Annotated in this window: 24 protein-coding genes; 10 read left to right on the top strand and 14 right to left on the bottom strand. The window is 46.7% G+C overall.

Features of this window, described 5'->3' with window-relative positions; translation table 11 throughout:
* The first annotated feature begins 112 nt into the window (after positions 1 to 112).
* Both BM318_RS03940 and BM318_RS03935 read left to right on the top strand, forming a co-directional pair.
* A complete protein-coding gene (locus tag BM318_RS03940; protein WP_092980845.1) occupies positions 113 to 1,702 on the top strand; it encodes a toll/interleukin-1 receptor domain-containing protein in 1,590 nt (529 codons plus the stop codon).
* Entirely contained in the window at positions 1,699 to 4,128 is a 2,430-nt protein-coding gene (locus BM318_RS03935) for an ATP-binding protein (protein ID WP_092980844.1), read from the top strand. Before BM318_RS03940 ends, BM318_RS03935 begins: the two co-directional genes overlap by 4 nt.
* A 52-nt stretch (positions 4,129 to 4,180) precedes the next feature.
* Here the strand turns inward: BM318_RS03935 and BM318_RS03930 are convergent, their stop codons facing one another.
* The 3 genes from BM318_RS03930 to BM318_RS03920 are packed head-to-tail and all read right to left on the bottom strand — an operon-like array spanning position 4,181 to position 8,700.
* A complete protein-coding gene (locus BM318_RS03930; RefSeq protein ID WP_092980842.1) occupies positions 4,181 to 4,408 on the bottom strand; it encodes a hypothetical protein in 228 nt (75 codons plus the stop codon).
* Positions 4,409 to 4,420: 12 nt separating this feature from the next.
* A complete protein-coding gene (locus BM318_RS03925; protein ID WP_092980841.1) occupies positions 4,421 to 6,673 on the bottom strand; it encodes a caspase family protein in 2,253 nt (750 codons plus the stop codon).
* Between the two features lie 11 nt (positions 6,674 to 6,684).
* On the bottom strand, positions 6,685 to 8,700 hold the full coding sequence (locus BM318_RS03920) for a tetratricopeptide repeat protein (RefSeq protein ID WP_092980839.1): 2,016 nt from the start codon (positions 8,698 to 8,700) through the stop codon (positions 6,685 to 6,687).
* Between the two features lie 460 nt (positions 8,701 to 9,160).
* Between BM318_RS03920 and BM318_RS03915 the strand changes: the two genes are divergently transcribed.
* Complete coding sequence (locus BM318_RS03915; protein ID WP_092980837.1) at positions 9,161 to 9,490, top strand: tellurite resistance TerB family protein; 330 nt, start codon at positions 9,161 to 9,163, stop codon at positions 9,488 to 9,490.
* A gap of 61 nt (positions 9,491 to 9,551) precedes the next feature.
* Here the strand turns inward: BM318_RS03915 and BM318_RS03910 are convergent, their stop codons facing one another.
* Positions 9,552 to 11,051, bottom strand: a complete 1,500-nt coding sequence (locus BM318_RS03910) for an NADP-dependent isocitrate dehydrogenase (RefSeq protein WP_245759729.1) — start codon at positions 11,049 to 11,051, stop codon at positions 9,552 to 9,554.
* 201 nt (positions 11,052 to 11,252) lie between these two features.
* Between BM318_RS03910 and BM318_RS03905 the strand changes: the two genes are divergently transcribed.
* The gene (locus BM318_RS03905) at positions 11,253 to 11,579 is read left to right on the top strand and encodes a TerB family tellurite resistance protein (protein WP_092980835.1); all 327 of its coding nucleotides are present in this window, start codon (positions 11,253 to 11,255) and stop codon (positions 11,577 to 11,579) included.
* Positions 11,580 to 11,601: 22 nt separating this feature from the next.
* Here the strand turns inward: BM318_RS03905 and BM318_RS03900 are convergent, their stop codons facing one another.
* The 5 genes from BM318_RS03900 to BM318_RS03880 all read right to left on the bottom strand — a co-directional run bounded on the left by BM318_RS03900 (position 11,602) and on the right by BM318_RS03880 (position 17,676).
* Positions 11,602 to 11,982 carry a response regulator gene (locus BM318_RS03900; protein ID WP_143099918.1) on the bottom strand — a complete coding sequence of 127 codons (381 nt, stop codon included), beginning with the start codon at positions 11,980 to 11,982 and terminating at the stop codon, positions 11,602 to 11,604.
* Positions 11,983 to 11,989: 7 nt separating this feature from the next.
* Entirely contained in the window at positions 11,990 to 12,391 is a 402-nt protein-coding gene (locus BM318_RS03895; RefSeq protein ID WP_092980831.1) for a response regulator, read from the bottom strand.
* Positions 12,392 to 12,393: 2 nt separating this feature from the next.
* A complete protein-coding gene (locus tag BM318_RS03890) occupies positions 12,394 to 14,583 on the bottom strand; it encodes a PAS domain-containing sensor histidine kinase (RefSeq protein WP_092980830.1) in 2,190 nt (729 codons plus the stop codon).
* Positions 14,584 to 14,773: 190 nt separating this feature from the next.
* On the bottom strand, positions 14,774 to 15,952 hold the full coding sequence (locus BM318_RS03885) for a serine hydrolase domain-containing protein (protein WP_143099917.1): 1,179 nt from the start codon (positions 15,950 to 15,952) through the stop codon (positions 14,774 to 14,776).
* Positions 15,953 to 16,017: 65 nt separating this feature from the next.
* On the bottom strand, positions 16,018 to 17,676 hold the full coding sequence (locus tag BM318_RS03880; protein ID WP_092980827.1) for a sulfatase family protein: 1,659 nt from the start codon (positions 17,674 to 17,676) through the stop codon (positions 16,018 to 16,020).
* Between the two features lie 83 nt (positions 17,677 to 17,759).
* Here BM318_RS03880 and BM318_RS03875 point away from each other — a divergent pair, with 83 nt between their 5' ends.
* The 6 genes from BM318_RS03875 to BM318_RS03850 all read left to right on the top strand — a co-directional run bounded on the left by BM318_RS03875 (position 17,760) and on the right by BM318_RS03850 (position 23,643).
* Positions 17,760 to 18,572, top strand: a complete 813-nt coding sequence (locus tag BM318_RS03875) for a DUF1223 domain-containing protein (RefSeq protein ID WP_092980825.1) — start codon at positions 17,760 to 17,762, stop codon at positions 18,570 to 18,572.
* A gap of 80 nt (positions 18,573 to 18,652) precedes the next feature.
* Positions 18,653 to 18,982 (top strand): helix-turn-helix transcriptional regulator, encoded by a 330-nt coding sequence (locus BM318_RS03870; RefSeq protein ID WP_092980823.1) that lies wholly within the window; start codon positions 18,653 to 18,655, stop codon positions 18,980 to 18,982.
* Between the two features lie 12 nt (positions 18,983 to 18,994).
* A complete protein-coding gene (locus tag BM318_RS03865; RefSeq protein WP_092980822.1) occupies positions 18,995 to 20,281 on the top strand; it encodes a type II toxin-antitoxin system HipA family toxin in 1,287 nt (428 codons plus the stop codon).
* Positions 20,282 to 20,442: 161 nt separating this feature from the next.
* On the top strand, positions 20,443 to 21,813 hold the full coding sequence (locus BM318_RS03860; protein WP_092980821.1) for an MFS transporter: 1,371 nt from the start codon (positions 20,443 to 20,445) through the stop codon (positions 21,811 to 21,813).
* A 101-nt stretch (positions 21,814 to 21,914) separates the two neighbouring features.
* The gene (locus BM318_RS03855; protein WP_092980819.1) at positions 21,915 to 22,976 is read left to right on the top strand and encodes a hypothetical protein; all 1,062 of its coding nucleotides are present in this window, start codon (positions 21,915 to 21,917) and stop codon (positions 22,974 to 22,976) included.
* Between the two features lie 94 nt (positions 22,977 to 23,070).
* Positions 23,071 to 23,643, top strand: a complete 573-nt coding sequence (locus BM318_RS03850; RefSeq protein ID WP_092980817.1) for a nuclear transport factor 2 family protein — start codon at positions 23,071 to 23,073, stop codon at positions 23,641 to 23,643.
* Between the two features lie 313 nt (positions 23,644 to 23,956).
* On the opposite strand, the gene BM318_RS03845 is transcribed toward BM318_RS03850, so the two are convergent.
* The 5 genes from BM318_RS03845 to BM318_RS03825 all read right to left on the bottom strand — a co-directional run bounded on the left by BM318_RS03845 (position 23,957) and on the right by BM318_RS03825 (position 26,761).
* Positions 23,957 to 24,619: a hypothetical protein gene (locus BM318_RS03845; protein ID WP_092980815.1), complete on the bottom strand. Its 663-nt coding sequence runs from the start codon at positions 24,617 to 24,619 to the stop codon at positions 23,957 to 23,959.
* Positions 24,620 to 24,634: 15 nt separating this feature from the next.
* On the bottom strand, positions 24,635 to 25,216 hold the full coding sequence (locus BM318_RS03840; RefSeq protein WP_143099916.1) for a hypothetical protein: 582 nt from the start codon (positions 25,214 to 25,216) through the stop codon (positions 24,635 to 24,637).
* 45 nt (positions 25,217 to 25,261) lie between these two features.
* A complete protein-coding gene (locus BM318_RS03835) occupies positions 25,262 to 25,657 on the bottom strand; it encodes a hypothetical protein (RefSeq protein ID WP_092980813.1) in 396 nt (131 codons plus the stop codon).
* A 67-nt stretch (positions 25,658 to 25,724) separates the two neighbouring features.
* Positions 25,725 to 26,246 (bottom strand): hypothetical protein, encoded by a 522-nt coding sequence (locus BM318_RS03830; protein WP_143099915.1) that lies wholly within the window; start codon positions 26,244 to 26,246, stop codon positions 25,725 to 25,727.
* 20 nt (positions 26,247 to 26,266) lie between these two features.
* Positions 26,267 to 26,761 (bottom strand): hypothetical protein, encoded by a 495-nt coding sequence (locus tag BM318_RS03825; RefSeq protein ID WP_143099914.1) that lies wholly within the window; start codon positions 26,759 to 26,761, stop codon positions 26,267 to 26,269.
* Positions 26,762 to 26,814: the final 53 nt, after the last annotated feature.

Below are 26,814 nucleotides of genomic sequence, written 5' to 3'. Positions count from 1 at the left end.
TATCCGTTTGTAGGAAAAGACTTTAAGCGGGCGAAAAAAGGCAAAGCCGGGCGGGAGCTAACGCAGGATTTTTCCCTATCTTACTCTGACCAACAACCAAAACCTCGCTAACATGGCTTTTGTACCAGGCTATGAGTATGACGTCTTTATCAGTTATGCTCACGTAGATAATATCTGTTTTCCAGACCAGGGAGATGGCTGGATCAAGCAGTTTTATCAAAACCTCAATCTGATGCTCGCCAAGCGATCGGGCAGGCTGGATTCGATCAAGATTTGGTGGGATACCAAGAAGCTCGATGGCAGTGTTCTCTTTGACGATTCCATAGCCGCAGGCATCGAAAAGGCTGCTATTATGATTTGCCTGAACAGTCCCGGGTACAAGGCCTCCAAGTACTGCGCCCAGGAATTGGATCTTTTTCACAAGAAGGCAGCGGGAGAACCTGGTGGGCTAAAGGCAGGGCAACAAACCCGCATTTTCCACGTACTGCTCAACAACATTCCACACACGGATTGGCCGGACGAACTTCAAGGGAGTACAGGATTTCCGTTTCATGATGGCGAGGACCAACACGATTTCGGGGATACCGTAGAGACAACTTCCGCACAGTTCAAAGCTCAAATGCGGCATTTAAAGGATGCCGTTTTCCGCGCTCTGGAAACCATGCAAAAGGAAGCAGGATCTGCTTCAGCTCCCACCAAGCCGAAAAAGCTAGCTGGCAAGAAACCGTCAACGGCTAAAGCTTCTGCAGCCGAAAAGGCGCCGGCTACCAATACGGAGTCTGTGGCCTCGGACGAAGGATTCACCATCTTTATGAGTGAAGTGCCAGATACCCTCAGGAGTCCGCGTAAACGTATCATATCGGAGTTGGAGAAAAACGGCTATCAGGTACTGGCGGGGATTCCACCTCCAGATGCCAAGGAGGAATTACAGAAGGAAACTGAAGCAGCCCTTCAGACCTCCGGGCTGGCGGTAAACCTACTCGACATTTATCCAGGCCGGGAAGTAGTGGACGCCCCGGACGTATGGTATCCCCAATTCCAAACCGAACTCTCCCTTAAGACGGAAGTAGACCAGCTCATTTGGATACCTGCTGATTCCGATTTTGCAGAGATAGAGGAAGGGGAGTACCGAAATTTCCTGACCAAACTTGAAGAAGGCGAACTAACAAAGAAACGGTATGAGTTTATCCGTGGGAGTAAAAGTTCCTTGGCGCGCCAGATAATGGACTATGCCGAAGTGATAAAGTCCAAATCCGCTGCACCGATCGAAGACGACGGTGAAATTCCCGTACTGCTTGACGCCCATGAAAACGATCACTTGTATGCACTGGATCTGGGCCGTTCACTGCTTCAGAATCAATTTCGCCCCTTCATTAATCCTCAAGAGGATGACCCCAGAAAGAACCTGGATTTACTCGGTAAGCGCATGAGTCAGGTACGAAAACTCATTTTCCTCTACGGCAATGTTTCCAAAGACTGGGTTTTGGAGCGAATGAATGCGGCGCTGCAATTAATCCTGACCAATAATTATCCTATCGAGGACTTCTTTATCTACATGGCACCTCCTCATAAGGAGGCCGGGGATATTTCAATCAACCAACGCTTACTCAAGGTTAATGTTATTGACAACAGCAATGACCCCACCCTGACTGAGCAGGCCGTGGATCGTTTCCTCAAAGAGCTAAAGCTTCAGGCAGGATGAAAGAAGAACTAACGAATCCCTATGTGGGCCTGCGTCCTTACCAGGACAATGAAAGCCTGCTTTTTTTTGGTCGTAACGAACAGAACCTGGAACTATTACAGCGCCTGCACCAATATCACTTTGTGGCTGTTGTGGGTAGTTCCGGATGTGGAAAATCCTCCTTGCTGCGCGCAGGGTTGATTCCCTCTTTGAAAGCCGGTTACCTGGTAGATAACTGTGATAACTGGTTTATTTCGATTATGAAACCCGGGCAGGACCCCTTGCGTAACCTCTGTCGGTCCCTGCTGGAGGAATTATACCAGTCTACCGACCAGGATTCCGTAAACCAGTTGGTACAGACCGTGGAGGAAGAAGGGGTAGATGCCATTTTGGGCTTACTGGAGCCTTTATGGAAATCCAAAAAAACCAATTTCTTCATCCTTATCGATCAGTTCGAAGAGCTTTTCCGATATGCCAGCGAGGATGGAAGAACCTCCGGCCGCGATGGAGCCATAGACTTCGTCAATATTTTTCTGGAACTCGCCGAGCAAAAGGAATTGCCAATCTACATAGTCCTGACGATGCGCTCCGATTTTATCGGGGATTGTTCGGAGTTTCGGGGGCTGCCTGAGGCCATGAATAAGAGCCTCTATCTGGTCCCGCGATTGAGCCGTCAGCAACTCAAGATGGTTATTGAAGGTCCGGCCCGATTATTCAATACGCAAGTCAATCCTTCCCTGACTTCCAAATTGCTCAATGCTATGGGGAAAGTCAAAGACGAGTTGCCACTGCTTCAGCATGCCCTGATGCGAATTTGGGAATATGAAAAAAGCAAGGGGAAGGACGGGGAGATGAATTTAGACGATTACCGCGCTGTCGGGGGTCTGGAAATGGCTTTATCTATGCATGCCGATGAAGCCCTCAAAACCCTGAGCAAGGAGGAATTCCAGATTGCCAAAAAAATGTTTCAGGCGCTTACCACTATCGATGATCACGGCCGAAAAACCCGAAGGCCCGTGCACTATGGAATCCTGCTGGAGCTTACCGAGGCGAATGAAAAGCAATTGGATAAGGTAATCAACGCTTTTATCCGCGACCGGCGTTCCTTCCTGATGGTGGAAGAGACCGGGAGGAAGCATGAAAATATCATAGATATTAGCCACGAAAGCCTGATTCGCCAATGGAAGCGACTGGAGCGATGGGTGACAGATGAAGGTGAAGCTGCAGCCGAGTACATGCGACTTGCCCAGTACTGTCAATGGAATAATGAAGGGACTAAAGAATTACTCAGCGGTATTGAGCTGGAGTTATCCCAGAAGTGGTTTGAACACTTTAAGCCGACAAAAATTTGGGCGAACCGCTACCATGATAATTTCGAGGAATCTGTAGCGTATCTCCACAAAAGTGTGGAGGCAGATCAGTTGGCTAAGCAGAAAGCCCTAAAACGCAGAAGGAGCAATCGGGTTGTCCTGGGCTCCCTGATAGGGGTCTTGTTATTATGTGCGGCTTTTGCTTCCCTCTACTTTTATAACCTGGCCAAGGAAGCCGACGAACGCACCCGGGAAATTGTGGAGAAGGCCCAGGAAATGATGGCCACTGCACATGCCGACGAAGATCAAAATACCGGGCAGGACAGCACTCTGTATGTCGAAGGATACAAAGATGTCGTTCGCTATATCGAATCTCAGCAGGCACTTTACGAAGGCCATAAGGGGACTAATGAATTGGGGGAGATCGTATTCGATCCAGAGACAGACGAATTGGAGGACGATGCCTATGAAATCTGGAAGCTGGCTAAGGATTCGATTAAGTCCAGGGAGAAACGTCTGGCCGCAGCAGCCTGGGAGGCTGCCGACAAAGCGGAATCCTCAGAGGTGACAGAAGCCCTTCGGAATTATTTGAATACGATAGAATCCCTGGAGTTCGCCGATGAAATTACATTGCATCGCGAAGCTGCGGAAGAGCGGTTGAGACGTCTGGATTCCATTGATCCCAAATGGATTGGGGCAACTACAAGAAACACGGTTAAGGCCTATGTAGAATACCTCGATGAACTCAGCGGGAAGACCCGGAATATTGAAAACATCCCGGAGGACATGCGGCGTTATGTGGATTCTGCTTATAACCGCATCCGTGCCCTGCGTTCCGGATGGTTGTTTGCAGGTAGGCTCGATGGGGGGAAAACAGAAAGGCTCAGTCCCGAAGACCGTATTTTCAAGGTGGTTTACCGCGCTACAGGGGGAAGCCCTTCTTCCCCGAATGCGATACCAAAGAAAGGCGATTTGTTACAAGTCACGGATCGGCGCGGACGAAGTGTCTATAATGACTTTACCGGCTCTGCGGTAGTGAACAAAAAGTCGGTGCCCATACATACCGGGGATTTTGCACTTGCTCTGGAAGTGGAATCGCTTATTGGGGGCGCGGTCTTTGTCAAAATCAGTTATTGACAGGGGGCTTACATTGAGAAACGCGTTGCTCGAGAGAGCAGTACCCTGGGAATCACTCTTCAAGAAGCCTGTAGGTCTTTTCAAAAATCTCGCGGTCTATTGGGTACATTTCGCCGTGTATCCCGACCATTAACCAATCTCCGGCCTTGCCTTGCATCAGGCCTTCCAGGGTCTCTACCTGGAATGGTTCCTGTATCTGGATACAGCGCATCGGGATGGGCTTTTTCACCGCCTTTTGAAAGGGGAGGTCCGGAATCTCAGATTTCTGAAAACGAAGCATGGAGGCGATACATTAGGTTAGGAAGGTCGATTTCAAAAACTGATCGAAGTCTTTAGCTGCCGTTCCGCTGAGTAAGCGCGCACCTGCCGAAGCTGCGTTAAGGTGGATGGAGATTTTTTCACGAATCCCGGCCCCGTGTGCCGCTTGTTGATAGCCCTCCCGGGCCGCCTCAGTATTTCCAAGATACAAGTCTGCCTCTGCAACGGTTGCCGTTTTCCATAGGGAATCCGGGGATTGTTCGGCTGCCGTCTTCGCTTGCTGGGCATACGCTCGCATCTGGTTTCTGTTTTCTGCAATCACCAGGGATAAGAACGCCAAATTAATGGCGTGATAGTATACCTGCTCTTTATTATCCTGATCCATGGCTATTTCCAGAGCCAGGCTGTAATACACCTGGGCAGATTCCCCATCCTGCTTGTTGGGCTTCTTCAGGTAATCCCTTTTAAAGCGTCCCCCGATAATCCCCATAAGGTCGGATGACTCCGCAGCGGCAGGATGGCTATCGAGAATTTTGAGGGCTTCGTCGCGTCGATCCAATCCCTCTAGGCCAAAAATGAGTTGTCTCAGCCCATGTGGGTCCAATTCATTGGCACGGGGTAACAAATCCTTCACAACGGCCTCATAATTCCCCAGGGTTAGATTGCGTTCCCGGGGATCTCCGAATTGTGCGAAGAATTCGGAACGCGTAAGGCTTTCCCGCACTAATCGATAGCCTTCGTCTTCAGTGTCGGCCGGTTTTACAATAGAAAAGTGGTTTGCCGACAACAGATTGCAGACGTCGTTTTCAAAGGGGTTCAGGGCTGCCTCCACGGTAACAAAAGGATCAGCAGCTGCAGCAGCTACGGTCAACCGGAATGGCGGCTCGGCCCCAAATTTTTCAGACCACTGCGAACGCAAAGATTGAATGAATTCGGATTGGGCACCGATATCAGCAAAATCCTCTTTCCATGTACTGTCGATGGATTCCTCGGGAATACCACCACTGGGACAGGCCATTAAGATGAGGTGGGAGATTTTTTTGCTCTGGGCCTCCGGGAGATCGAGCAAGGCGCGTTGTGCGATCAGCCCTCCCAAACCGTGTCCGATCAGCGCGATGCGGTCGTATTTATCGAATTTGTACTTCATAGAGGTGCGCAGATAATCCGAAATTCGTTGAATATCTGTACTTCCACCCCATACGTGTTTACCGTGCTCCGGTTGGATGAACTGCGAGTAACCAAAGGGCTTCATATCCCAGCCTTCGAGTTCCGGATCCTTCATTAATAAATCAGGGAGGGTTCCAAAGGTGTCGCCTGCTTCCCCGGTAAAGCCATGTAGGAACAGGATAAGATTGTTGGCATCATCGGATTCCCTAAAAATCAGCCGGGGCGGTTTCTTGCTTTGTGCAGTATCTGCCGGGGCCGGAGGAAGATCTCCGACTTCCATTCCCTTCCTTTTATCCTCAGGGATATAACTCAGGATAAAATTGTCGTACATCTCCAGGTTTACATAGGGTTCCTGGGCAATATCCAGCGGGGGGTCGCAGGCCAACGCCTCCTGCTGAAGTCTTTCCGGGACCTTGCGCAGCAAATACCCGGCAACCTCCAGGATTCGCACATAGGGATCGTGGAATTCAGAGAGGTGCTCCCCATTCAGGGCTTTGAGTAAATATTTGGTAAACAGGCTATTCTTGTCTGCATTGAGCTGATACGAAAGTTGGTCTTCCTTACAGGAAGCAATAATCGATATCCCCTTCTCATTGTCTACTTTCTGGGCCAGGCCCTCCATTTTATCAAAGGCTGGTTCCCCTTCGGAATCCGAGCTATTTTCCCCGCTAATACGCGGGTCAAATCCGCCCACAGCCATGCCTGTAGCGTGGCAACAATCCATAAAGAAGATCAATCTCCGAGTGGCCAGGGCATTGATTTTTTCACGCACTTCGGCGGCGGTAACCCAGGCTGCCGTATAGTCGTCGTATTCCATCCCCTCCACAATGCCATAAGGCACAAAATGGAAAACGTCATCCAATACATCGCCATGGCCAGAGTAATAAAGGAATACCGCCGACTGATCATCGGTGCGTTCAATGAGCTTGTCAAAAGCATTGAGAATACCCTTGCGATCCGCCTCTTCCCCCAACAATAGGGAAACATTTTCCTCCGGATACCCACAACGTGTTGGATCTGTAAGCATGGCTGCCAGATCTTTAGCATCGCCACGAGTATCCAGACCATCTTCATAGTCTATTCCGATTAACAACGCGTGGGCATTATTGAGCTGACTCATAAGTTGTGTGTTTATTGCCAGTAGGTCATAACCCTTTTGAATTCCGGGTGTTCGTAGTAATCCCGCAGCAACGGGTCGTTCTGGAAGGAAATGGTTTCGTACCAATGGCCTTCCGAGATGGCACGGAGCAAGTTTTCCAAACAGGCTTCGTCATCGGATATCGCGGCGTAGTATGTGGCCAGGGCATAATACACCTCCCCGAGTTGATAGTCTCCTTTGTTGTTCCTCATCTCGGAAATCAAGGCTTGCGCTTGCTGAGGCTTACCAGATTTTTCCAGGCTTATCGCCAGTAAAGCGGCGTAATCGAAATTAAGGGCATTCAATCTGTAACCTTCCCTCAGACCGGGAAGGGCAGCTTCATAATCCTTTTGATAAAAATGCGCTTCCCCCAGGTAATAATTTCGGTAGGCCTCATTATCGGTAAATTTTTCAGGATCCCTTAGTTCCGCTATTGCCTCCCCTAATAATTGATCGGCTTGCGCATCTTCCTCTTGCCTGAGTAATTCCTTGGCCGCAAAAATCCGCATATCGACCTTAAGCCAGTCATTAGTAATGGGGGCCAGGAAGGAATTGAGTGTCTGCAGGGCATCCTCGGTACGTCCCGCCCGAATATATGCCCGAAGAAGAATTTGACGCAGCACCCATATTTGTTCTACATCCTGTCGGGCCGGGCCGCTTAGCAGGTCGATGGCCTCCTGGAATTTACCCAATTCAATCAGGGACATGGCCTGTATTTTATAGCGTTCGATACAGGAATTGCATTTCTGGAGATCTGCATTTTCCATCACGATTTGCCGATAAATACTGTCGACACCTTCCGGTTGATTAACCAATTGCAAACTGAAAATCATCATGTTTGAATTGGTTTCCCAGTGGAATGGCGTGATATTGTATTCATTCTTCTGGTACCTGTAGGTGTTTCTATGATCCCCTCGAATTAAGGCATCGTAAAGATTCAGGAGATTCTGTTGACGGGGATGCATTCCGGTCCTCAATTCCAGGCGTTTTAGCAAGGAGTCGGCGCGTCGAAGATCTCCAAGATTATAGTAATACATGAACCGGTAGACCCTGGGCTCGAAAAAACTGGAATCCTCCGTTATGGCCCGCTCCAGATAATCCAGGTAGCCGTCCTTCCCCCTCAGGTTCAGTGCTTTTAGAAATAATTGATAGGCCTTGAATTTTGGTGGTCGCTCCTCCAGACTGTTTACCTCATTTTCAGCAGTAATCATATAGCCCAGAATACGCTGATTCAGCGCTTCAATACACTCCATGGGGCTCGATGAGTCGCAATAAACCGGATCAAATGAAATCAGGGTTTGATTCATGACTTCGTCGGTAATTGCACATTGCATAACCAGTTGATCCCCGTTTAAATAGTAATCCCCTTCAATTATCCGGGAAGGTTTTAAATATTCTTCCAGGACAAAATCCTCTTGGTCCGGAGCCAGACTTGCCCGCAGCACTTCGGAGTAATCATCAATTATTTCAGGGGAAATTACCTGGGCCAACTTGTTGCGCGTGATGCCGTGGATAATTCGGTGAACAGCCATTTCACCAACCACAGCCATGTCCTCCTCGGTGTTCCCGGTCAGGTTTTTAAAGCGCAACACAGCTATTTTGTCAGAAGCTTCCCATTCCCGAACCGGGACATCGGAAGAAAGGTTATTGTTAATAATAAAAAGGGCAACGCTGAAGCAGATAATTCCGATAACGCTCAGAAAGGCAAAGTATAGTCGCTGGAAACTATTTTTCCGATACTTACCGGGTATGGGCTCACCGGTTTCATCCAGCAAGGGTTTGCGCTTGACATTCGGGGCTAACTGGTACTTCCAAACGAAGAAAATATACAGGGGGAAACCGATGAGTAATACGATAAGGCAGTAGGCCACTACCTTCATGGAAAATCCCAACGGTTCCGCGATCAAAGCGATAACCTGTAGGAAAACCCAACTGGAAACGATGTAAATCGAAAGGTTCTTCAGGACGTTGTTTTCCTGACACTCCTTTATAAACTTGCTAAGCTTCATCGATGTTTAAGCGGGAGTTTGCGGTGGGTTGAGGCTCTGGTTTTCCTTGCAAGACTCGCTAATTTTCTCTAATATAGTGAATAACAATCCAAACAACCTCCATCACATGTCATCACAATCTAACTCAGCAAATCCCCTTACCCCGAAATCGGGTCCAGGGGTAAAATCCAAAACAGGCCCGGGCGTAAAGTCCAAAACGGGCCCAGGGGTAAAATCCAAAACCGGACCAGGCGTGAAGTCTAAAACAGGTCCTGGAGTCAAGTCTAAAACAGGCCCGGGCGTCAAGTCTAAAACAGGTCCCGGAGTCAAATCTAAAACCGGCCCAGGAGTTAAGTCTAAAACCGGTCCCGGAGTCAAATCTAAAACAGGTCCCGGAGTCAAGTCCAAGACGGGCCCTGGCGTAAAATCAAAAACAGGTCCGGGTATCAAATAATTAACTCCTTACTACCTCCTATCCTATATGCAATACAACCTCGCAGAACAATTGGCCGTTTTAAAGGCGATTGACGAAATAATCCTGTCGGACGCCACCGTAGCTCCCGGAGAAATTGAATTTATCAAGCAACTTGCTTCGGTAATGCGGTTTAAAGTTGATTTGATTCCTCAGGCGAGAGAAGTGGAAGCCGAAGAGGCCATGGCAATTTTAAAGGCCATGCCCGGGAGGAAGAAACGCGCGTTGGCGGTAATGCTCAATGAAGCGGCCAGCAGTGACGGTCGCGTCGATGAGAAGGAATTGGAATTAATCTATGGGATTTTCGGTCAGGTCGGGATCGATGTAGACCGGATCTGATATGAATCCATAAAGAAAAAGGGCCCACCGTGAGGTAGGGCCCTTTTTTATTGTTGGTAGTTTACTGTCCCTGTCCTTTGGAATAGCCCCTTTCGCCATCGAAACTATAGAGGTTTTCAGTTTTGATTACATCTACCCCGGTAAGTGCCGCCTTTTGTAATATCTCTATGACATCATACGGACGTACGTTAATGTTGTGTTCCGTAGAATAACGGCACCTCCAGTGGTCTGTACAAAACGTTTCTTTGAATCCACGTGGCCAAACCATTACCCCGCGGTTGGTGATCATACTTAGTTTCAGTCCAGCTCCGTTGAGGGCTTGCAATTTAATGGCGAGATCTTTGGGTTCGCTCCCCCTCCAGTCTACAAAAATGTCTACCCCTTGCAAGGTTTTCTCGCTGGACTTTGGCCGGCGGTACTCGGGGATCTCAATCGATTTGAAATTGGTGTAATCGGCCTTGGTAAAGCGTTTGGGTGTTTTACCCAGATTCGCGCAGATTTCCTCGGCGAAAGCTTTCGTGCCCAGGCACTTCGTGCTCAGATCAGGTCTGTAGATATCTGCCGTGTGTCTTCCGCTTTCCAGGGTATACAGCCAGGCATTCTGGATTTTTTCTGCAACTTCGAAGGCCCCGATATGGTTAAGCATCAGGATAGCTGCCTGCAGGAGTCCCGAGGGATTCGCGACGTCTTTCCCCGCCAGATCCGGCGCACTTCCATGAATGGCTTCAAACATGGCTACCTGGGCTCCGATGTTAGATGATCCCCCTAAACCTACTGAACCTGAAATCTGTCCTGTGATATCAGAGATGATATCGCCGTACAGGTTCGGCATTACCACTACGTCAAAGTCTTCCGGACGATCAGCAATCAGGGCGGCGCCTATGTCAACAATTCGGTGATCGCTTTCGATATCCGGGTAGGATGCTGCAATTTCCCGGAATACCTGGTGGAAGAGCCCGTCGGTTTGCTTCATGATGTTGTCCTTGGTAAAGCAGGTAACCTTCTTGCGGTTATTGCTACGGGCATACTCGAAGGCGTAGCGGATAATCCGTTCGCAACCCGGACGGGTGATTAACTTGAGGCATTGTACTACTTCCTGGGTCTGGCGGTGTTCGATCCCGGCATAGAGATCCTCTTCGTTTTCCCGTACAATAACCACGTCCATTTCAGGGTGCTTTGTGCTGATAAAAGGGGCATAGCTTCGGCAGGAACGTACATTGGCAAACAACCCAAGGCTTTTCCTTAAGGTAACGTTCAGGCTTTTATAACCACCGCCCTGTGGGGTAGTAATCGGACCCTTAAGGAGTATTTTGTGCTTGCGGATAGCATCCCATGCGTCGGCTGGGATACCGGAGCTGATTCCGGAGAGATAGGCTTTCTCGCCCATGGAGATCTTCTCGAATTCCACAGGGGCCTCAGCAGCTTTAAGAATTTTCAGGGTGGCCTCCATGATTTCAGGACCAATTCCATCGCCTTCAGAAACAGCGACAGTAACCAGATTTTGAACATTTACATTATTATTCCCAAGGGTTTCGGGCGTAAGGGCAGTAGTGTTTGACATAGTACGTTTTGATTTTGTTCCCGGCAAAAGTCTGAAATAATAATCATATATTTTTATTTATATATGTAATGAAATACATAAATAAATATTATTTAACTCCATTACGCGCTAGCCGAATTAGGTACTTTCTTAAATAAATTTGTAGCTTGCCCGCCTGCAGGCGTACCCTGCCTATAGTTCACTAATGGCCAAATAAAAGCTATGGAATTTAATCTGCTGGAAAAGCTAGCTGTACTCAAAGCGATAGACGAGGTAATCCAAATGGATCAGGAAATAAAACTCGGAGAAGTTAAATTCATGGATCGCCTGTCTGAGGCCATGGATTTTGATCCTGCCCTGGTATTGGAAGCACGCAGGGCTGAACCTGCTGAGGCAATTGCAGTACTCAAGGCCATGCCGGAACCTCAAAAGCAAACCCTGGCCCGACTCATGAATGAGGCAGCCAATGCCGATGGTGAAGTTGACGAACGGGAAATCCAGTTTATTTACCGGGTTTTCAATGCCGCCGGAATCGATTTGAAAATCTGATACCCCGCCTCCGGGGGATTTCTTATTTCATTAGTGGCAGCCTGAGGAGCTCCGCAATTTTCAGGGGCTTGATGAGCACAGCTTGTTCCATCCCGTAACGCACTATTTTCTCCCTGTCTTCAGGGCTCAGGAATGAACTGAGTAAGACCAGGGGCAATGTTTCGGGATCAATGTTGTGTTGCGGCAATGCTTCCAGGAAATCCCAGGCGTTCATCACCGGGAAATTAATATCCAGGAGCACGAGGTCCGGAGGAACATAATCGGCACTTGCAAAATACTCCAACGCTTCCTGCACCAATTCAAAAGTGAGAATTTCTGAGGGTCCCAATGCTTCTGTAAGCAGTTTGGTGTTCATATAAACGCTCAGGGGATCGTCGTCTATGATAATGATTGATTTCTTCAAGAACCTGTTACTGATGCTGCGCTATAATCTCAAGAAGCTTTTCTGAGGTAATCGGTTTCACGATATAGTTGCTAACCACCTCATATTTTCTAGCTCTATCCTCGTCAGAGGGATTAATAGAGGAACTAATTACATATATGTTTACCTGCTCCCGGTCACGTTGGGGAATCTGGACAAAATCATCCAGGAATTCCCAGCCATCCTTTATGGGCATATTCAAGTCCAGGAAAATCACAGGAGGAAGGGTATCTCCTGATGAAAGCCTTTCCTGTAAAGCATCAATGGCTTCCTGACCATCCTGATAAATCAGTATCTCCTCACTAAAATCTACTTCCCGAAGAAGAATCTTCATCCCGAACTGATAAATCTGATCGTCGTCGATAATGCATGCTGTTTGAAACACTGCCATGATTACGCTGCTTTAAATTCCAGAATAAACTCACTACCCTTTTCCACGCTACTGTTTACCCGTATGCTGCCTCCCATGGCTTCCATTTGATTTTTGGTAATGAACAGACCGATGCCCTTTGCATCTTTATTCCGGTGGAAGGTCTTGTACATACCAAAGATTTTATTGCCATATTTATTCAGGTCTATTCCCAGACCATTGTCTGTGAAAGATAGCATCACCTTTCCATTGTTCGCTGACCCCTTTATAGATAATTTAAGTGGCCGGTCCGGATGCCTGTACTTAATGGCGTTCGTAATTAAGTTCAACAAGACACTTTCAACGTAAGCATTGACGCCTTTGACTTCCAGTTGTGTATCAAGGTCAATGGACATACTGGAGTCCTCATGGGGTATTAAGGCATCTATATCATTCAATACTTTCTTCAAGATTACTTCCAATTCCAGCGTTTTGAGGTCTTCTTCCGAAACAACCTGGACCTGCACTACTTCATTGAGATGTTGGATTGTTTCGTTTAACCCGGATGTCGCAGTTTGCAGCATTTCCTTGGCATTATCCCGCTCGTCTTCAGTAATTTTATCAGACACCAAAAACTCCGTGATCATGGTCAGGTTTGCGGCATGAGATCGCAGATTGTGGGAAACAATGTGTGCAAAATTCAGCAGACTTTCGTTTTGCTTGGAGGTGAGGTCAAAGAGATTCTTGAGTTTTTGCTCTGCGGCAATTCTCGAAGAGATATCAATTATTTGAGAAATAAAATGGGACAAATTCCCATCGATATCTTTAACCCCTGTAACGGTGAGGTATATATAGGCGATTTGTCCGTCTTTCCGTAAATACCGCTTTTCGATTTGGTAGGTATTTCGTTTCCCATCAATTACTTCATTCAGCAATTTGAGGTCTGTTTCAAGGTCGTCCGGATGGGTAATTTCCTGGAAGGTAAGCTGCAGTAATTCCTCCTGCGTGTATCCCAGACTTGTGCACAAACTTTCATTTACCTGCATGAATACCCCTTCTTTGGATACTAAGGCCATTCCAACCCTGGAATTTTCGAAAGCCCCTTGTAAGGATTCTTCGCTTTGGGCCAATTTCATTTGGGCATTCCTGAGCTCAGTAAAATCCCAGTTAGCCCCAATCATTTTTAATGGGATGCCTTCTTCGTCCCGTAAAATAGTGGCCATCCCCCTGATCCATCGAATCTGACCGTCTGGCCAAACCACGCGAAAGTGGGTATTAAATTCCTTTTCTCCTGAGATGGCTTGCTGAACTTCTTCAGCACTTCTGGCCTTATCCTCAGCGTGTACGGTCGATTCCCAGGCCTCGTAGACCCCATTGAAGTCTGACTCGGAAACCCCGTAAATCTTATACATGTTGTCGTCCCAAACCAGGTCGTTTTGAACCAGGTCATATTCCCAAATCCCAATTTCGGCCGAATTGGTGGCCTGTGCCAGCCGCTCACTGGCAATTTTAGAGTTAATCTCCGCCTTTTTACGTTTGTCGATATCCTGGAAAGTTCCAATAAGTCGCACGCACTGTCCGTCTACCATTTCGGCTTCCCCGATGGCCCGTACCCAGACTTCCCGACCATTTTTGGTAACAATCTGTAATTCCGTATCCCAGGAGGATCCCGTTGCAATGGCATTATTGACCAACTCACTTATTGTATCGCGGCTATGTCCCTCCTTGTAGAAATTGATACCTGTTTCCAGATTTGGTTGGAAATCTTCAGGTACCTCGTGGATTTCACGGGTAATTTTGGACCAGTAGAGTGTTCCTTCTAATAAATTTACTTCCCAATGCCCGATACGGGCTACCTGCTGCGACTTTTCCAGCAATAAACGGTTGCGTTGACTCAAGGTTCGATCCTTCAGAATAACAATGATTCCTTCGACCGAATCGTCCTCGTTTAGCCAGGAATTCACATCCCATTCATACCACAGGGCATCGCCATTTTTATTGATATATCTTGTTGCATCCGAGCGCTGCTCCACCCCTTCAAGACAGTACTGGATATCGATAAATATTTCCTCAGGAAGGTCATGAAAACATTCGGGAAATGATTTGCCCAATAAATCCTTTTGGCCTTGAAATTGCTCCAGCCATTTATCAGAAGTAGCCAGAAACTTGAGGTTATTATCCAGGATTGCAATGGGAAGCGGGGTACGCTTAAGAATAGTCTGCGTTAAAACCACGAGTAAGGTTTTTGTAGTCAGGTTTATTGTCTAACGATAAAGTAAGTTAAAACTTACATCAATTGCAATTAATTTCAAATTCTTTAAATCGAGTTATCCATTGGGTCCGGAATCGGGAGCGATTGGGGTATTGCTAAAGGATGCTGGAGGGGAATAGCCCATTAAGTGGCACTAATTCTCCTGATGCAAATCAAAAAAGATCTTCCTGTGGCCAGGTGGTTCGCGCGTTTATTTCATCGTGTACCAGCTGATTCATAGCACGCAATACGGCGTCGAAGTTTGCGTTCCCGGAATTGAAGACAACGGCAAAGGAATTTGTAGTGTTTACGGAAATGATGGACTGGGTTCCGGCGAGAGCACCGAAATGGCCATAGGAGCCATTGAGTAAATAGCTCTGCCCGTCCCCAAATTCCAAGAGATCAGGAACAAACGAACGGGTATCCGTTCCTGCAGCGAATCGGGCTAAATCCTTAGCCGAGGCAATCCATCCCCCATGGGAATCCATTCGATTTACGGGCAGGGCATAAGGATCGAACCAGGTAGAGTAATATTTAACTTCGTTGGGCAGGCGCTCAGCTTCGGTATCTCCGCCAATGACCATTTGCGTTATACCCATAGGTTCAAGAACTTTTTCCTGAACATAGTCTTCGTAGGTCATACCCGAGACCTCTTCGATAATCCGTCCCAGTAAGCTATATCCAAAATTGCTGTAGTAGTAGGTCGAGCCCGGGGACCCGCTGTAGTCACGTTCGTCGAGTACCCTGTTTATTAAATCTTCATGGCTCAGCTCTATAGCATCGAACATGATATCGTAAGGGTCGTTTGTAAATCCCGAAGTGTGCTCTACCAGATGATTTACGGATATCCTTTCGATTGCAGCGCCATATGGCGGGGTACCATATTGGGTGCCCAGGATACCGCCATCACCAAAAACTTTGTCGTTCATGGACAGTTTGCCGTCTGCTACTAATTTGGAAATTGCGAGGACCGTTACAGGTTTGGAAACACTGGCGATTCGGAAACGCGAATTTGGACCTACAGGCTCAGCGGCGTCCTCATCGGCCAAACCAAAAGAACGGTAATACACCAATTTTTCGAAACGTACGATAGCCACTTGTGCTCCACGAATACCATGCTGACGCATAAAATTGGTTATTTCCTCGTCGAATTCACTGAACAAATCTTCCGATTCCGGGGTTTCGCCACCAGAGGGTGTACCCGGACTGGGGTTATTAGGCGGATTGTTGGATTGTGGAGGATTTTGGTTGGTGGGAGGGGAATAGGGGTCAGCTCCTTCACTACTGCAGGAAAATAGGGTTACTGACAGTAACAGAAGTGTCAGTTGAACCGTTCGGGATACGTGGCGCATTGGGTTGGTTTTTTGCAATTAGAAGGTTATTAAGTTAAGCCAAATTTCCTATTCTTTTACTGGGGTCATCCTCCAGAATCCTCTTGATACAGATCGATATACCGCTGGTTCAGGGCATCGGAGTCTCCGTAAAATTGCCGGAGTTCAGCCAATTCCCGACGAAGCCGATCGATAACTCCCGCGTATTGCGGATTATTGATTTCATTGCGCAACTCCAGGGGATCTTTTTTGCGGTCGTACAATTCCCATTCATCCACATCGTAATAGAAATGCACCAATTTGTAGGATTCGGTAACAATGCCGTAGTGGCGCTTGACCATGTGGACGGCCGGGTACTCGTAGTAGTGGTAGTAAACTGCTTCCCTGGTAAAATCTTCGTCATTTCCCTGCAGTAAGGGAACCAGGCTTTCCCCCTGCATATCTTCCGGAATTTCGATATCACAGGCATCCAGCAGGGTAGGGGCAAAGTCCAGGTTTTGCACCATTTTAGTGTTTACCTCTCCGGGGTTGGTTACCCCTGGCCATTTTACCAGCAAAGGGGTTTTAAAGGATTCGTCATAGATAAAGCGCTTATCGTACCAGCCGTGCTCCCCCAGGTAAAAGCCCTGGTCCGAGGTGTAAATGACAATCGTATTTTCGGCCAGTCCGCTTTCCTCCAGGTAGTCCAACACCCGGCCCACATTGTCGTCGACCGAGGAAATACATGCCAGGTAATCCTGCATATACCGTTGGTATTTCCACTGCATTTTTTCGCGCTCACTGAGCTTGGGCCAGTTGGCCTGGAACCAATCATTGATAGAATCGAGCACCGGTTTGTACAAAGCCCGCTGTTCGGCATTAACGCGAGTGTCATACGGACCGCTCCATCCCCAGTCGTAAGGCGGCACATCAGGAGAAATTTCGCCCATGGCTTCGAGGGTAGCCGGCCGGATTTTACTGTCATGGCTGTAGCGCATGTGCTCGAGTAGGTTCATTTCCGCGGTCTTTGCGGCCGTTCCCCGGTTGGAATAATCGTCGAATAAGGTCGGCGGTTCGGGGAAGGTCTTCTGGCTGAATTCCGCAAATTTATCGGGCCTGGGCCACCAGGGTCGGTGCGGGGCTTTATGCAGGTACATCATCATGAATGGCCGATCCGGATCGCGTTTTTCTTTAAGCCAGTGCAGGGTATTGTCCGTAATAATATCCGTGGCGTATCCGGTAATGGAGGTGTCCCCTTCCCGGGTAATGAAATCCGGATTGATATAATTCCCCTGCCCGGGTAGAATCATAAAATCGTCTACGCCTTTCGGGTTATTGCCAAAATGGAGCTTCCCGTACATGGCGGTCTGATAACCTGCCTCCTGAAAGAGTTGTGGGAAGGTCACATTGGTCGTGTCAAAGGGGAAGCGGTTATCGATCTTTCCATTGAGGTGGCTGTGTTTGCCGGTGAGGATAGTCGCCCGGGAAGGAGCGCAAATCGAATTTGCTACACAGGCATTGGTAAAGCGCATCCCTTCTTCCCCAATCCGGTCTATGTTCGGGGTTTGTATTAGCCGGTCGTCATAGGCACTGATCGCCTGGTAGGCGTGATCGTCCGACATAATAAAGAGGATGTTCGGCCTGTTTTGGGGTTCCTTTTCCGAGGGAAAGGCATCGGAGGAGTCTGCCTTTTGGGCGGTGAGTGATGCAGGAGCGGCCAAAACCGTCAGCAGCAATACGGGTAGCCATTTAAACTTGTGTCCCATAGGGGTAAGGTACTGTAAATTTTGGCAACCGGAGTAAGGAATGCCATACCGATGCGATCCAATTATCTCAAGCTCCTTTGAAAATGAGAAAGCACATTTACCTACTTTTATTTCTTCTGCTGGCCGTTTGTTTGGCGGCTTTTATGGTTCCCGGGCTCGAGAAGTCTAAGGATCTGTCGGGTTCAACGGAAGTTTCCCGACCGATAGCGCCGACCGCCGATGGGGTCGAAACATATCCTCCCATTGTGGTACTGGAACTTTTTACCTCACAGGGCTGTTCTAGCTGTCCGCCAGCAGATGCCTTGCTGGAAAGCGTAAAGGAAGCTAATCCCGAAACCGTTTTTGCCCTTTCCTATCATGTGGACTATTGGAATTATATCGGGTGGAAGGATCCCTTCAGTAAAAAGGAATATACGGCTCGCCAAAGTTTTTATAACCGACAATTGGATTACCCCGGGAATTATACGCCGGAGGTAGTGGTCAACGGCCAGGCACATTTTGTGGGGTCCAAATCCAGGGAAATGGCCGCCCATATCAAACATTTCTCAAAACAGGGGGCTTCCGTTAAAATAGGATTGAATGATGTCTCCCGCGGTGCCGATCGGGTTAATTTCGAGTATGCGCTCGTGGGGAATCTGGAGGATCTTTCCTTGCGTGCCGTCCTTGTCCTCAATGAACGTGTGACCCAGGTTACCCGGGGGGAAAACCGAAACCGAACCCTGAAAAATAGCAATATCGTAGTTACGGAGCGGTATCTGGATGGCGAGCTTAGTACTGGGAGGGGAAGCCTGGAAATACCTTCCTGGGTCGCACAAAAAGAGGCGATTACCCTGATGCTCCTGAGTGAAAATGGGAACATGGCCATAACAGGGGCGGCCAAGGCAACGGTTCCGTAAGCAATAGAAGTTTTTTAAAGTACATAATATTATACTAAATAGCTATATTTGTAGTTAACGTATAATAAAGAGTACTTAAAATGCGATTCACTTCATTGTCAGATGCCCAGATACTTAAGGAGTTAACGTCCCGATTGCGCCAACGCAGGCTCAATTTAAACATGACTCAGGAGCAGGTTGCTGAGCGTTCCGGACTCCATATCCAAACAATCAAGAATTTAGAAAGTGGCCGCAACGCCTCCTTGCAGACTGTTATCCAGATACTTCGGGTTTACGGAGACTTGGAGGGGCTGGATCAATTCCTTCCAGATCCGGGACTCAGCCCAATACAGCTCTTGCAACTGAAAGGTAAAGAACGCGAACGGGCTTCCGGGAATACTTCCGAGGGTACGGCTGAATCGAATTGGTAGCACTCCATTCCTATGATAGATGTAATTAAAGTCAGGCTATGGGATCGGGATCTTGGGGCCTTGAGTTGGGATGAATCCCGAAACTATGGTTCCTTTGAGTTTTTTCCGGATTTCCTGGATTCCGGTTGGGATGTCTCCCCAATCCATATGAGTTTACAAGCTTCCCGTGGTAAAATCTACAGCTTCCCTTCGCTGAATCAGGAGACATTTCGGGGACTTCCCGGGATGCTTTCAGATGTGCTTCCCGATGATTTTGGAAACCGCTTGATCGATCGTTGGCTGTCCCTCAACGACATCCGTCCGCTGGATTTCACTCCCCTCGACCGGCTTACCTATATTGGTTCCCGCGGAATGGGGGCCCTGGAATTCGAGCCTGCACGGAAATTGGGATATGAGCAATCCACCTCCCTCAATATCGGAGGCCTGGTGGAGTTATCCGGAAAAGTACTGCAAGAGCGCGAAGACCTGCAGCTGAATCTACGGGAGACCGAGACCCTCAATGAACTGATTAAGGTGGGTACCTCGGCAGGAGGACAACGCGCCAAGGCCATTATCGCCTATAATGCGGATACAGGGGAAATTCGTTCGGGGCAAACTACGACCCCTGAGGGTTTTCAATACTACATTCTGAAGTTCGACGGGGTTACCAATGAGGAACTGGGAGATCCCCAGGGCTATGGTCGGATTGAGTACGCTTATTACCTGATGGCCAAAGCTTGTGGGATTGAGATGATGCCTTCCCGGTTGCTGGAAGAAAACGGACGTGCCCATTTCATGACCCAGCGTTTTGATCGCCTGGCCCAAGGGCAGAAGTTGCACATGCAAACCCTGTGTTCCCTGGCCCACTTCGATTATAAAAAACCCGGGGTATATGGCTACGAGGATGCTTTTCAGGTAATGCGACAGTTGCGCCTTTCTTTTAACGAGGCCGTACAGCTATACCGGCGTATGGTGTTCAATGTTGTTGCGCGAAACCAGGACGACCATACCAAGAACATTTCTTTTACCATGGATCCTTCCGGAACATGGCAACTGTCTCCGGCATACGACGTTACCTACGCATTCAATCCTGCAGGGATTTGGACCAATAGCCATCAAATGACCATTCAGGGAAAAGGAGATGATTTTACTCGTGCCGACCTTTTGGCTGTTGCCCGGGCCATTAGTCTAAAAGACGGGGCGGAAGTGCTGGACGAGGTATTAGAAGCTGTCCGGGAGTGGAAGACTTTCGCCCAGCAGGCCGGAGTTCCTGAAAAGCAGTCAGCGCTGTTAAAGCGTACATTCAGAACTAATTTATAACGTATATTATTATATACTAAATAGAAATATTAAATATATAAAGTATATTTTAATATACATTTTGAAAGCTTCTCGTAGATTTAGCTGCCAAGCAAGCCTATTGGTTTTTATTGTTAAGCTGAGCCGCTTTGCAATGTCACTCAAGGAGTTATCTTTAAGAAATGCGAAACAACCTACTTTCGGGACTCTTCAAATCGAGAATTTTTCCAATCCTCCTGGTCAATTTTATAGGAATCCTAGGCTATAGTATCGTAGTACCCATTCTTATTTTCATTGTACAGGATTTCGGCGGGAACGGATTTATTTATGGGGTTTTAGGAGCTACTTATCCCTTCTTTCAATTTATCGGTGCTCCAATCCTTGGGCGACTATCCGACAGAGTAGGTAGAAAGAAAGTGTTGATCGTCTCACAGGTGGGGACATTTATTGCCTGGTCCCTGTTCCTATTGGCCTTCCTCCTACCGGAGAATATGCTATGGTCTCAGGATAATCAATCCACGGGTAGGTATGTTATGACTTTACCCCTTGCTGTAATTTTCATAGCCAGGATGTTTGACGGGTTTACCGGGGGGAATGTTTCGGTCGCCAATGCATATATGTCCGATATATCTGATGACGAAAACCGCAGTAGTAACTTTGGGAAAATGGGAGCTTCGACAAGTCTGGGTTTTGTTTTGGGTCCGGCCTTGGCAGGTATCCTTGCAAGTACTGTTCTGGGGGCCACGCTACCGCTAATCCTGGCTGCTTTAATTTCTCTTATCGCCATTTTTGTGATTGTATTTCGACTACAGGAGAGTGTTCCCTGTGTCGTTGATACTAAAAATGTGTCGCTGCGGAATATTAGAAGATTCTTTCAGGTGGAGCATAAGGATTGTTTTACTGAGGGCGAGTTGAAAGCGCAGGGAGAAGAACAAAAAAGTTGGAAAGCTGTTCTCAAGCTTCCCGGGATCCCGCTTTTATACGCGATCTACTTTTTGACATTTTTTGCATTTAGTCTATTCTACGCTGGACTTCCGATTTATGCCAGTGATTATCTCGACTGGACCGCTTCGGCACTAGGCATATTCTTGGCCTATTCCAGTTTAATTATGGTTTTGGTCCAGGGACCCGTTTTGTCGCGACTCTCAAAAATTATTTCAAGTCATGCGCTTGTTTTGATAGGTTCTTTTTGCCTCGGGATTAGTTTTATGGCACTTTCGACAGAAAACATACTTCAGCTGTATGCTGCCAACACCTTGCTTTCAATTGGAAACGGTCTAATGTGGCCCAGCTTCCTATCGATTTTATCAGGTATTGGTACAAAAAGCTTTCAGGGAGCTATACAGGGCTATGGCACCTCTATGGGGAGTATTGCTAGTATGCTGGGCTTGTTGGTAGGCGGAACACTATTTGTTGGTATTGGATCACTGGTCTTTACCGTTGGGGGAGTTGTCTTTTTAATAATCACGTTGTTGATGACTATTCACCGCTTCGGAACGAGAAAAAAAAGAATGCAGGCCGAAAGAGAGCGGTGGCCTGTTCCCAGAGCGTAAGCCGTAAAGCTTTAGGGAGGGAATCCAAATAGTTTGTCTGGAATAATTGTGAAATATTTGTACTATATGCACATTTACCAACCAACCGATAGCTAAAGCACATGAGCCTCATATCCTGGTTTCGATCCAACATTTACAATAAATTTTTCGCGGGATTCACCAATTCGGTAACCGGAATGACCATTCGGGAGTTGGCCTTCAGGGTGCTTTGTAGTCATAAAAATGGTCCGGAACCGAATATCGCACTCTTCTGTACCCGCAGGAGTGGATCTACCTGGATTCTCAATACCCTGTCTGCCCATCCCGGGATGCGTTACGTTGGCCGTCCGTTTGTGTCGGCCCTGCGAAGCCGGCATAAGAAGCGCGCACCCAATTTAAAGCAAGGCATTGTCGGTTATGAGGAGCACGCCTTTGAGCAATTTGTTTGTTTTTCCGAAAAAGATCAGGCCAAATTCGATACACTCGCCCGTAAAATTTTACTCTGCGAAATCGAAGTCTACCCGGTACTCCAATTCGACAACGAGTTCTTTGATCGCAAAACCAATCGGGTGGTTTTTCAGGTTACCAATGCCATTGCACAGGCCCGTCAGATAGACCAAAACCTACCTGTTCAATCGGCTTTTTTGATGCGGCACCCCATTGCGAACGCGCTGTCTATTTTACAGGAGGGTTGGCCCGATGAGTGCCCCGATTTTATGAGCAATGAAAAATTCAGGAAAGAAGTGCTTACAGAAGCCCAGGTAGATTTGGCGAATACAATTATGCAGAGCGGGGACGAACTAGACCGTCACGTACTGGATTGGTGCTTTAAAAACCTGATTCCCCACCGGATGATTAATTCCGGAGAGGCCGAGGACTGGGTACTCCTCAATTACGAAGAGACGGTTATGGATCCGGAAGCTACCATAGAACTTATGGCCAGAAAGTTTAACCTCCCCGAAACAGCCCCTATGTTTAAGCAGATCAAGCGGCCTTCGGCTTCCGTAAGTCACAATACTAAGGATATGATTCAGGACAAGGATTTCCTGATCCGACGTTGGGAGTCAAAAGTAACCGACGCCAAACGCGACGAACTTTTCAAAATCCTGGATACTTTCGAAATTGACTTCTACACCCGGGATTCTGTTATGCCAGCAGGCAGATATCTTCAATTGGGATCTTAGCATTTACATAGTTTCAGAACTATAAACTTCACGAAATAAGGCAATTAGCAAATATTTTGTAACTTAAAGCGTAACCAATCTAATTAGTAAGCAAATGAAAAAATTAGTTCTTACGCTCGTAGTAATGAGTTTAGTAGTGACGCTTGGTTGTAAGGAACAACCAGCAGCGTCTGAGGAGGCTCCTGTGATGGAAAGCGCTCCCGATTATGATGCTTTTAATAAGCAAGTTGCTGTGATTGAAGCTTTGTACTCCGCACATGAGGCTGAAGATATAGACGCTATGCGCGCAATGATGGCCGACACCTTGAAGTACAGTCCTCCAGCGTATAATGGTGGAGCGTGGGTTGGCAGTGATGTCTTGCTGGCCGCAATTAAAGGCTACCACGATAATTTTGAAAACATTCAGTGGCACCCGGGGATAAAGCTACCGGATGGCACTATGGAAAACGCCTACTGGTCGGGCTCTGTGTTCCCGGAGGATTCAGCTTCTGATACTCCCGATGCCATCCGGGTTTATGGGATTTGGACCGCTACCCATACGGCAACTGGGAAGGAAATCGGTGTTAATTTTTACAGCATCATATCCCTTAACGAGGCGGGCAAAATAGCACAGGTAACCGAATACTTCGATGTTAATGGAATAGCGGTACAGCTGGCTGAGGAGTAGGGAAGGAGGGAGATGACTTTCGGATTTTTCAATAATAACGTCCAATTTCGGCCACGAAAGGGGATACAATTTGTATTCCCATTTTCTTGCAGTCTATACGCTACCTTTTTTCGAAATCTTTTATAGCTTGTGGGTTTCCTGTTTTAAACAAGACTTCCCAGTATGGTCCTGCGGTTAGCAACCTCAAATTCGATAAGAGCTAAGTAATGAATTCATAATTCAGCTCATCCTGAAGAATGAAAAAACACTGAATAAAAAAAGGGAACTAAACGCGAGTAATAAGCCAACATCGAAAGTTAGGATCGAAGTGCTATTAGCTACAGTTTTTTATGTGCTCTTTCAAAGCCTCATAATCCTGTTTCAAATCGTTGCCTAATTGATTCAAAAAATCCAAGATGACCATCAAACTCTCTATATCACCCTTTTGTAATGCATCAGCTGATTTGTCAATTTCAACCTGAACCCTTCGCTGTAGATTGTAAACGCTTTCCAATTCATATAAACAGTCATAGCTGAATTCGACGGAGATGTTTTTTGTTACGGTGGTTTCCCAGGCAATTTCTGTTAAGGTTGGAATTTCAAGATTTATTCGTGAACTTCCTTCATACAGGTATTGACCTTCGTCAATCAAGGTTGAATCTTTTACGGTAAAAAAACCTGGGTATTTATTGGTCAACGTTTGCATCTTAATTGCATCCGCCTTCACCACTGAGGTATTTCCCGAATACAGGTTTTTGAAATCTTCATAGGCATTGAGAACGATATAATTATTTTGCAAAACCGTTTCAACTTCCAACTGATTATTTTCAATCTCATCAATAATCTTTTCGATGGCTACCGCTTTAGCCTCATTAATTTTTTTAGAAGTATTCCAATTATTGAACCAGATGGCAAGATTGATCCCAATAAAGAGCAATACCAGCTCACTGAGAATGTAAGTAAGATTACTTCTTTTAATCTTCTTGAAAAACCGCATTGAATTTTGGCGTTTTTATTTATCCCTGGATAAATCTAACCACTCTGGAATGGCCTCAAAGCCGTTTTCCTTACATCTTTGGATGGTATTTTCAAGGACCCTGGGGTCGTATTCAATCCAATCAATTTGTTCAATGATCTTCAAATCTTGATCAAAACGCAACCATATGGTAAATTCCATTCCCCATTCCGTATCTATCAATTCACCATCATAGTAAAACGGGTTCACATTCCCCTTGGCCACAGCAATATTCCCCTCTACAACAAGTGAATTCAAGTCAAGGGTTTTTTGCTCTGGGAACATTTTTTGAAATCGATCTCCTTCCTCATCCCATTTATAGAACCTCTTAAATTTCCAAAGGCTATCCAATTCCAACTGGAGGATTATATCCTTAAAAAGGAAATCTTCTCGGTAATAAGAACAGAATTTACTCCAATCAGTGCGTTCCGCATACGTTTCAAAATATTGTTGTGCTTTACTTCGAACGGCCTTTTCAAGATCATTTTCTTTATGGGTTTTTGTTTGGTTGCAACCAATTGCAGTAAGAAGGAATGCCATTAGTAGCAAACAACTTGGACGGGAAATACTGTTTTTCATTTTCACTTCGTTATCCTAAAAAATCGATTCACAATGCGCTAGCTTTCATGTCCCCAAAAAAATGAGCCCGCTGATCGTCCACAACAATATCCATTGGCCAAGTTTGACATAGTTTTTTGGAAACGATTTGGAAATCGCCAATGTGATGAGCCATACGATCCCGTAACCGAAAAAATACACTGAAATGATTTGCAGTAATTGATCTTCATTGGTCAGGGTATCGGTGAACGTGATAAGGGCCAGACCAAGGGTCGCAAACAATAAATCGAATGAAATCCAGTGCCACCCGCATCGCGACATCGTCCATATTACAGTATCCTTTTCTACACTACCTTTTTTACGATTCGGTTCTAAAACCTGGAGCTCTTTATCACCAATGAAGGTGTGTACAAAAAACGCTAAAAGGGTTAGAACACTCGCGGCAATTAAGTGTCCATTCATAGTATTATTTTGGATGGTTGATATCAATGTCATGTAAGTGTTATGTGATCATGTTTATATAATTCCATTATAGTTTTGGCATATCCATAAATGCGGTAAAGGAGTTTTTCCATGCGCCATCAATCTTTCTATAAATAGCCACAAATCGAATATCCCTTGAGTTATTCCCGGATGAATCATTGGTCGAATTGAATTCTTCCCTAAGGGCATATAGAAAGAGTACACATGATGAATCTACAGGAATAAAACCAATGGAATTGAGCCTACTCTCTGTTGCCCTGTTGCCTTTATCATACCAGTCTTTTACCAGACTAAGGTATTCTTTTCGCTCCCTTACCTTATCGCCAATCATGGACCAGTTTTTATAGTCATTGGTGAACGTGTTGGTATAGGCATCCCATCCTTCATTGCTAAGAATCAAAGGGATATCTCTAGCCAAGTCCGCTATGGCTTTTTTATCACTTTCTGTGATTAGCACCCCCGGTTGGGGTATGTCTTGGCTCCATACACTTGAAGGGACGGAAAATAAAAGAATGAGGAAGATACTTGCCATTATCCCAGGATGGTCACAATTAAAAATTTGTTTCATTATTGTTCTCCTTAGATGATTTATTGGATTTTCTGAAAGCGTTTTCCGTTTAAGGCCAGGACGGTAGACTCCTCCCCGGGCCATTTAAAAATGGTGAATGAGAGCGTGGTGCCTTGGTTACTATCCAGACGTAATGCATAGCCTTCAATGGTGTAGGTGCCCGCATCTATTGAACCATTAGTTCCGACCCCTCCGTCGGATGAAGCTCCTGCAATTATGGTTCTGGCATAGGTGCCGTCCCTATTGAACTTAATCTCGTCTCGTACCCCCAATGTGTTGCTGCCGATGCCGGGGAAACCAGACGCTCCGGTATGTTCGAAGACATAAGTAGCATCAAGGGTACCACTAGCTACATTCGGGCTGATAGGTTCGTATTTTTTTGTGGAATTCTGACGCCAGCCCCCTGATTCTTTTTCCAAAGTCCAAACCTTGTTTTGGTTAAAAGTCCACTTGATAACCAATTGATTGCCATTTTCTTCATATTCCCCGACACGGAGGGAATTCTCTTGAATCAATTCAGCTCTGGTTAGCAGCCCTAAAGTATTTTGCCGCGGTAGACCATTATAGG

Source organism: Robiginitalea myxolifaciens, assembly GCF_900115205.1.
GTDB classification, from domain to species: Bacteria; Bacteroidota; Bacteroidia; order Flavobacteriales; family Flavobacteriaceae; genus Robiginitalea; species Robiginitalea myxolifaciens.
The sequence above is the reverse complement of the archived record's forward strand: the minus strand, read 5'-3'. Positions and strand labels throughout refer to the sequence as shown.

What these genes read in the sequence shown, in the direction of transcription:
- BM318_RS03940 (WP_092980845.1), top strand. Translation starts at nt 113, where the DNA reads ATGGCTTTTGTACCAGGCTATGAGTATGACGTCTTTATCAGTTATGCT.
- BM318_RS03935 (WP_092980844.1), top strand. Translation starts at nt 1,699, where the DNA reads ATGAAAGAAGAACTAACGAATCCCTATGTGGGCCTGCGTCCTTACCAG.
- BM318_RS03930 (WP_092980842.1), bottom strand. Translation starts at nt 4,408, where the DNA reads ATGCTTCGTTTTCAGAAATCTGAGATTCCGGACCTCCCCTTTCAAAAG.
- BM318_RS03925 (WP_092980841.1), bottom strand. Translation starts at nt 6,673, where the DNA reads ATGAGTCAGCTCAATAATGCCCACGCGTTGTTAATCGGAATAGACTAT.
- BM318_RS03920 (WP_092980839.1), bottom strand. Translation starts at nt 8,700, where the DNA reads ATGAAGCTTAGCAAGTTTATAAAGGAGTGTCAGGAAAACAACGTCCTG.
- BM318_RS03915 (WP_092980837.1), top strand. Translation starts at nt 9,161, where the DNA reads ATGCAATACAACCTCGCAGAACAATTGGCCGTTTTAAAGGCGATTGAC.
- BM318_RS03910 (WP_245759729.1), bottom strand. Translation starts at nt 11,051, where the DNA reads ATGTCAAACACTACTGCCCTTACGCCCGAAACCCTTGGGAATAATAAT.
- BM318_RS03905 (WP_092980835.1), top strand. Translation starts at nt 11,253, where the DNA reads ATGGAATTTAATCTGCTGGAAAAGCTAGCTGTACTCAAAGCGATAGAC.
- BM318_RS03895 (WP_092980831.1), bottom strand. Translation starts at nt 12,391, where the DNA reads ATGGCAGTGTTTCAAACAGCATGCATTATCGACGACGATCAGATTTAT.
- BM318_RS03885 (WP_143099917.1), bottom strand. Translation starts at nt 15,952, where the DNA reads ATGCGCCACGTATCCCGAACGGTTCAACTGACACTTCTGTTACTGTCA.
- BM318_RS03880 (WP_092980827.1), bottom strand. Translation starts at nt 17,676, where the DNA reads ATGGGACACAAGTTTAAATGGCTACCCGTATTGCTGCTGACGGTTTTG.
- BM318_RS03875 (WP_092980825.1), top strand. Translation starts at nt 17,760, where the DNA reads ATGAGAAAGCACATTTACCTACTTTTATTTCTTCTGCTGGCCGTTTGT.
- BM318_RS03870 (WP_092980823.1), top strand. Translation starts at nt 18,653, where the DNA reads ATGCGATTCACTTCATTGTCAGATGCCCAGATACTTAAGGAGTTAACG.
- BM318_RS03865 (WP_092980822.1), top strand. Translation starts at nt 18,995, where the DNA reads ATGATAGATGTAATTAAAGTCAGGCTATGGGATCGGGATCTTGGGGCC.
- BM318_RS03860 (WP_092980821.1), top strand. Translation starts at nt 20,443, where the DNA reads ATGCGAAACAACCTACTTTCGGGACTCTTCAAATCGAGAATTTTTCCA.
- BM318_RS03855 (WP_092980819.1), top strand. Translation starts at nt 21,915, where the DNA reads ATGAGCCTCATATCCTGGTTTCGATCCAACATTTACAATAAATTTTTC.
- BM318_RS03850 (WP_092980817.1), top strand. Translation starts at nt 23,071, where the DNA reads ATGAAAAAATTAGTTCTTACGCTCGTAGTAATGAGTTTAGTAGTGACG.
- BM318_RS03845 (WP_092980815.1), bottom strand. Translation starts at nt 24,619, where the DNA reads ATGCGGTTTTTCAAGAAGATTAAAAGAAGTAATCTTACTTACATTCTC.
- BM318_RS03840 (WP_143099916.1), bottom strand. Translation starts at nt 25,216, where the DNA reads ATGAAAAACAGTATTTCCCGTCCAAGTTGTTTGCTACTAATGGCATTC.
- BM318_RS03835 (WP_092980813.1), bottom strand. Translation starts at nt 25,657, where the DNA reads ATGAATGGACACTTAATTGCCGCGAGTGTTCTAACCCTTTTAGCGTTT.
- BM318_RS03830 (WP_143099915.1), bottom strand. Translation starts at nt 26,246, where the DNA reads ATGAAACAAATTTTTAATTGTGACCATCCTGGGATAATGGCAAGTATC.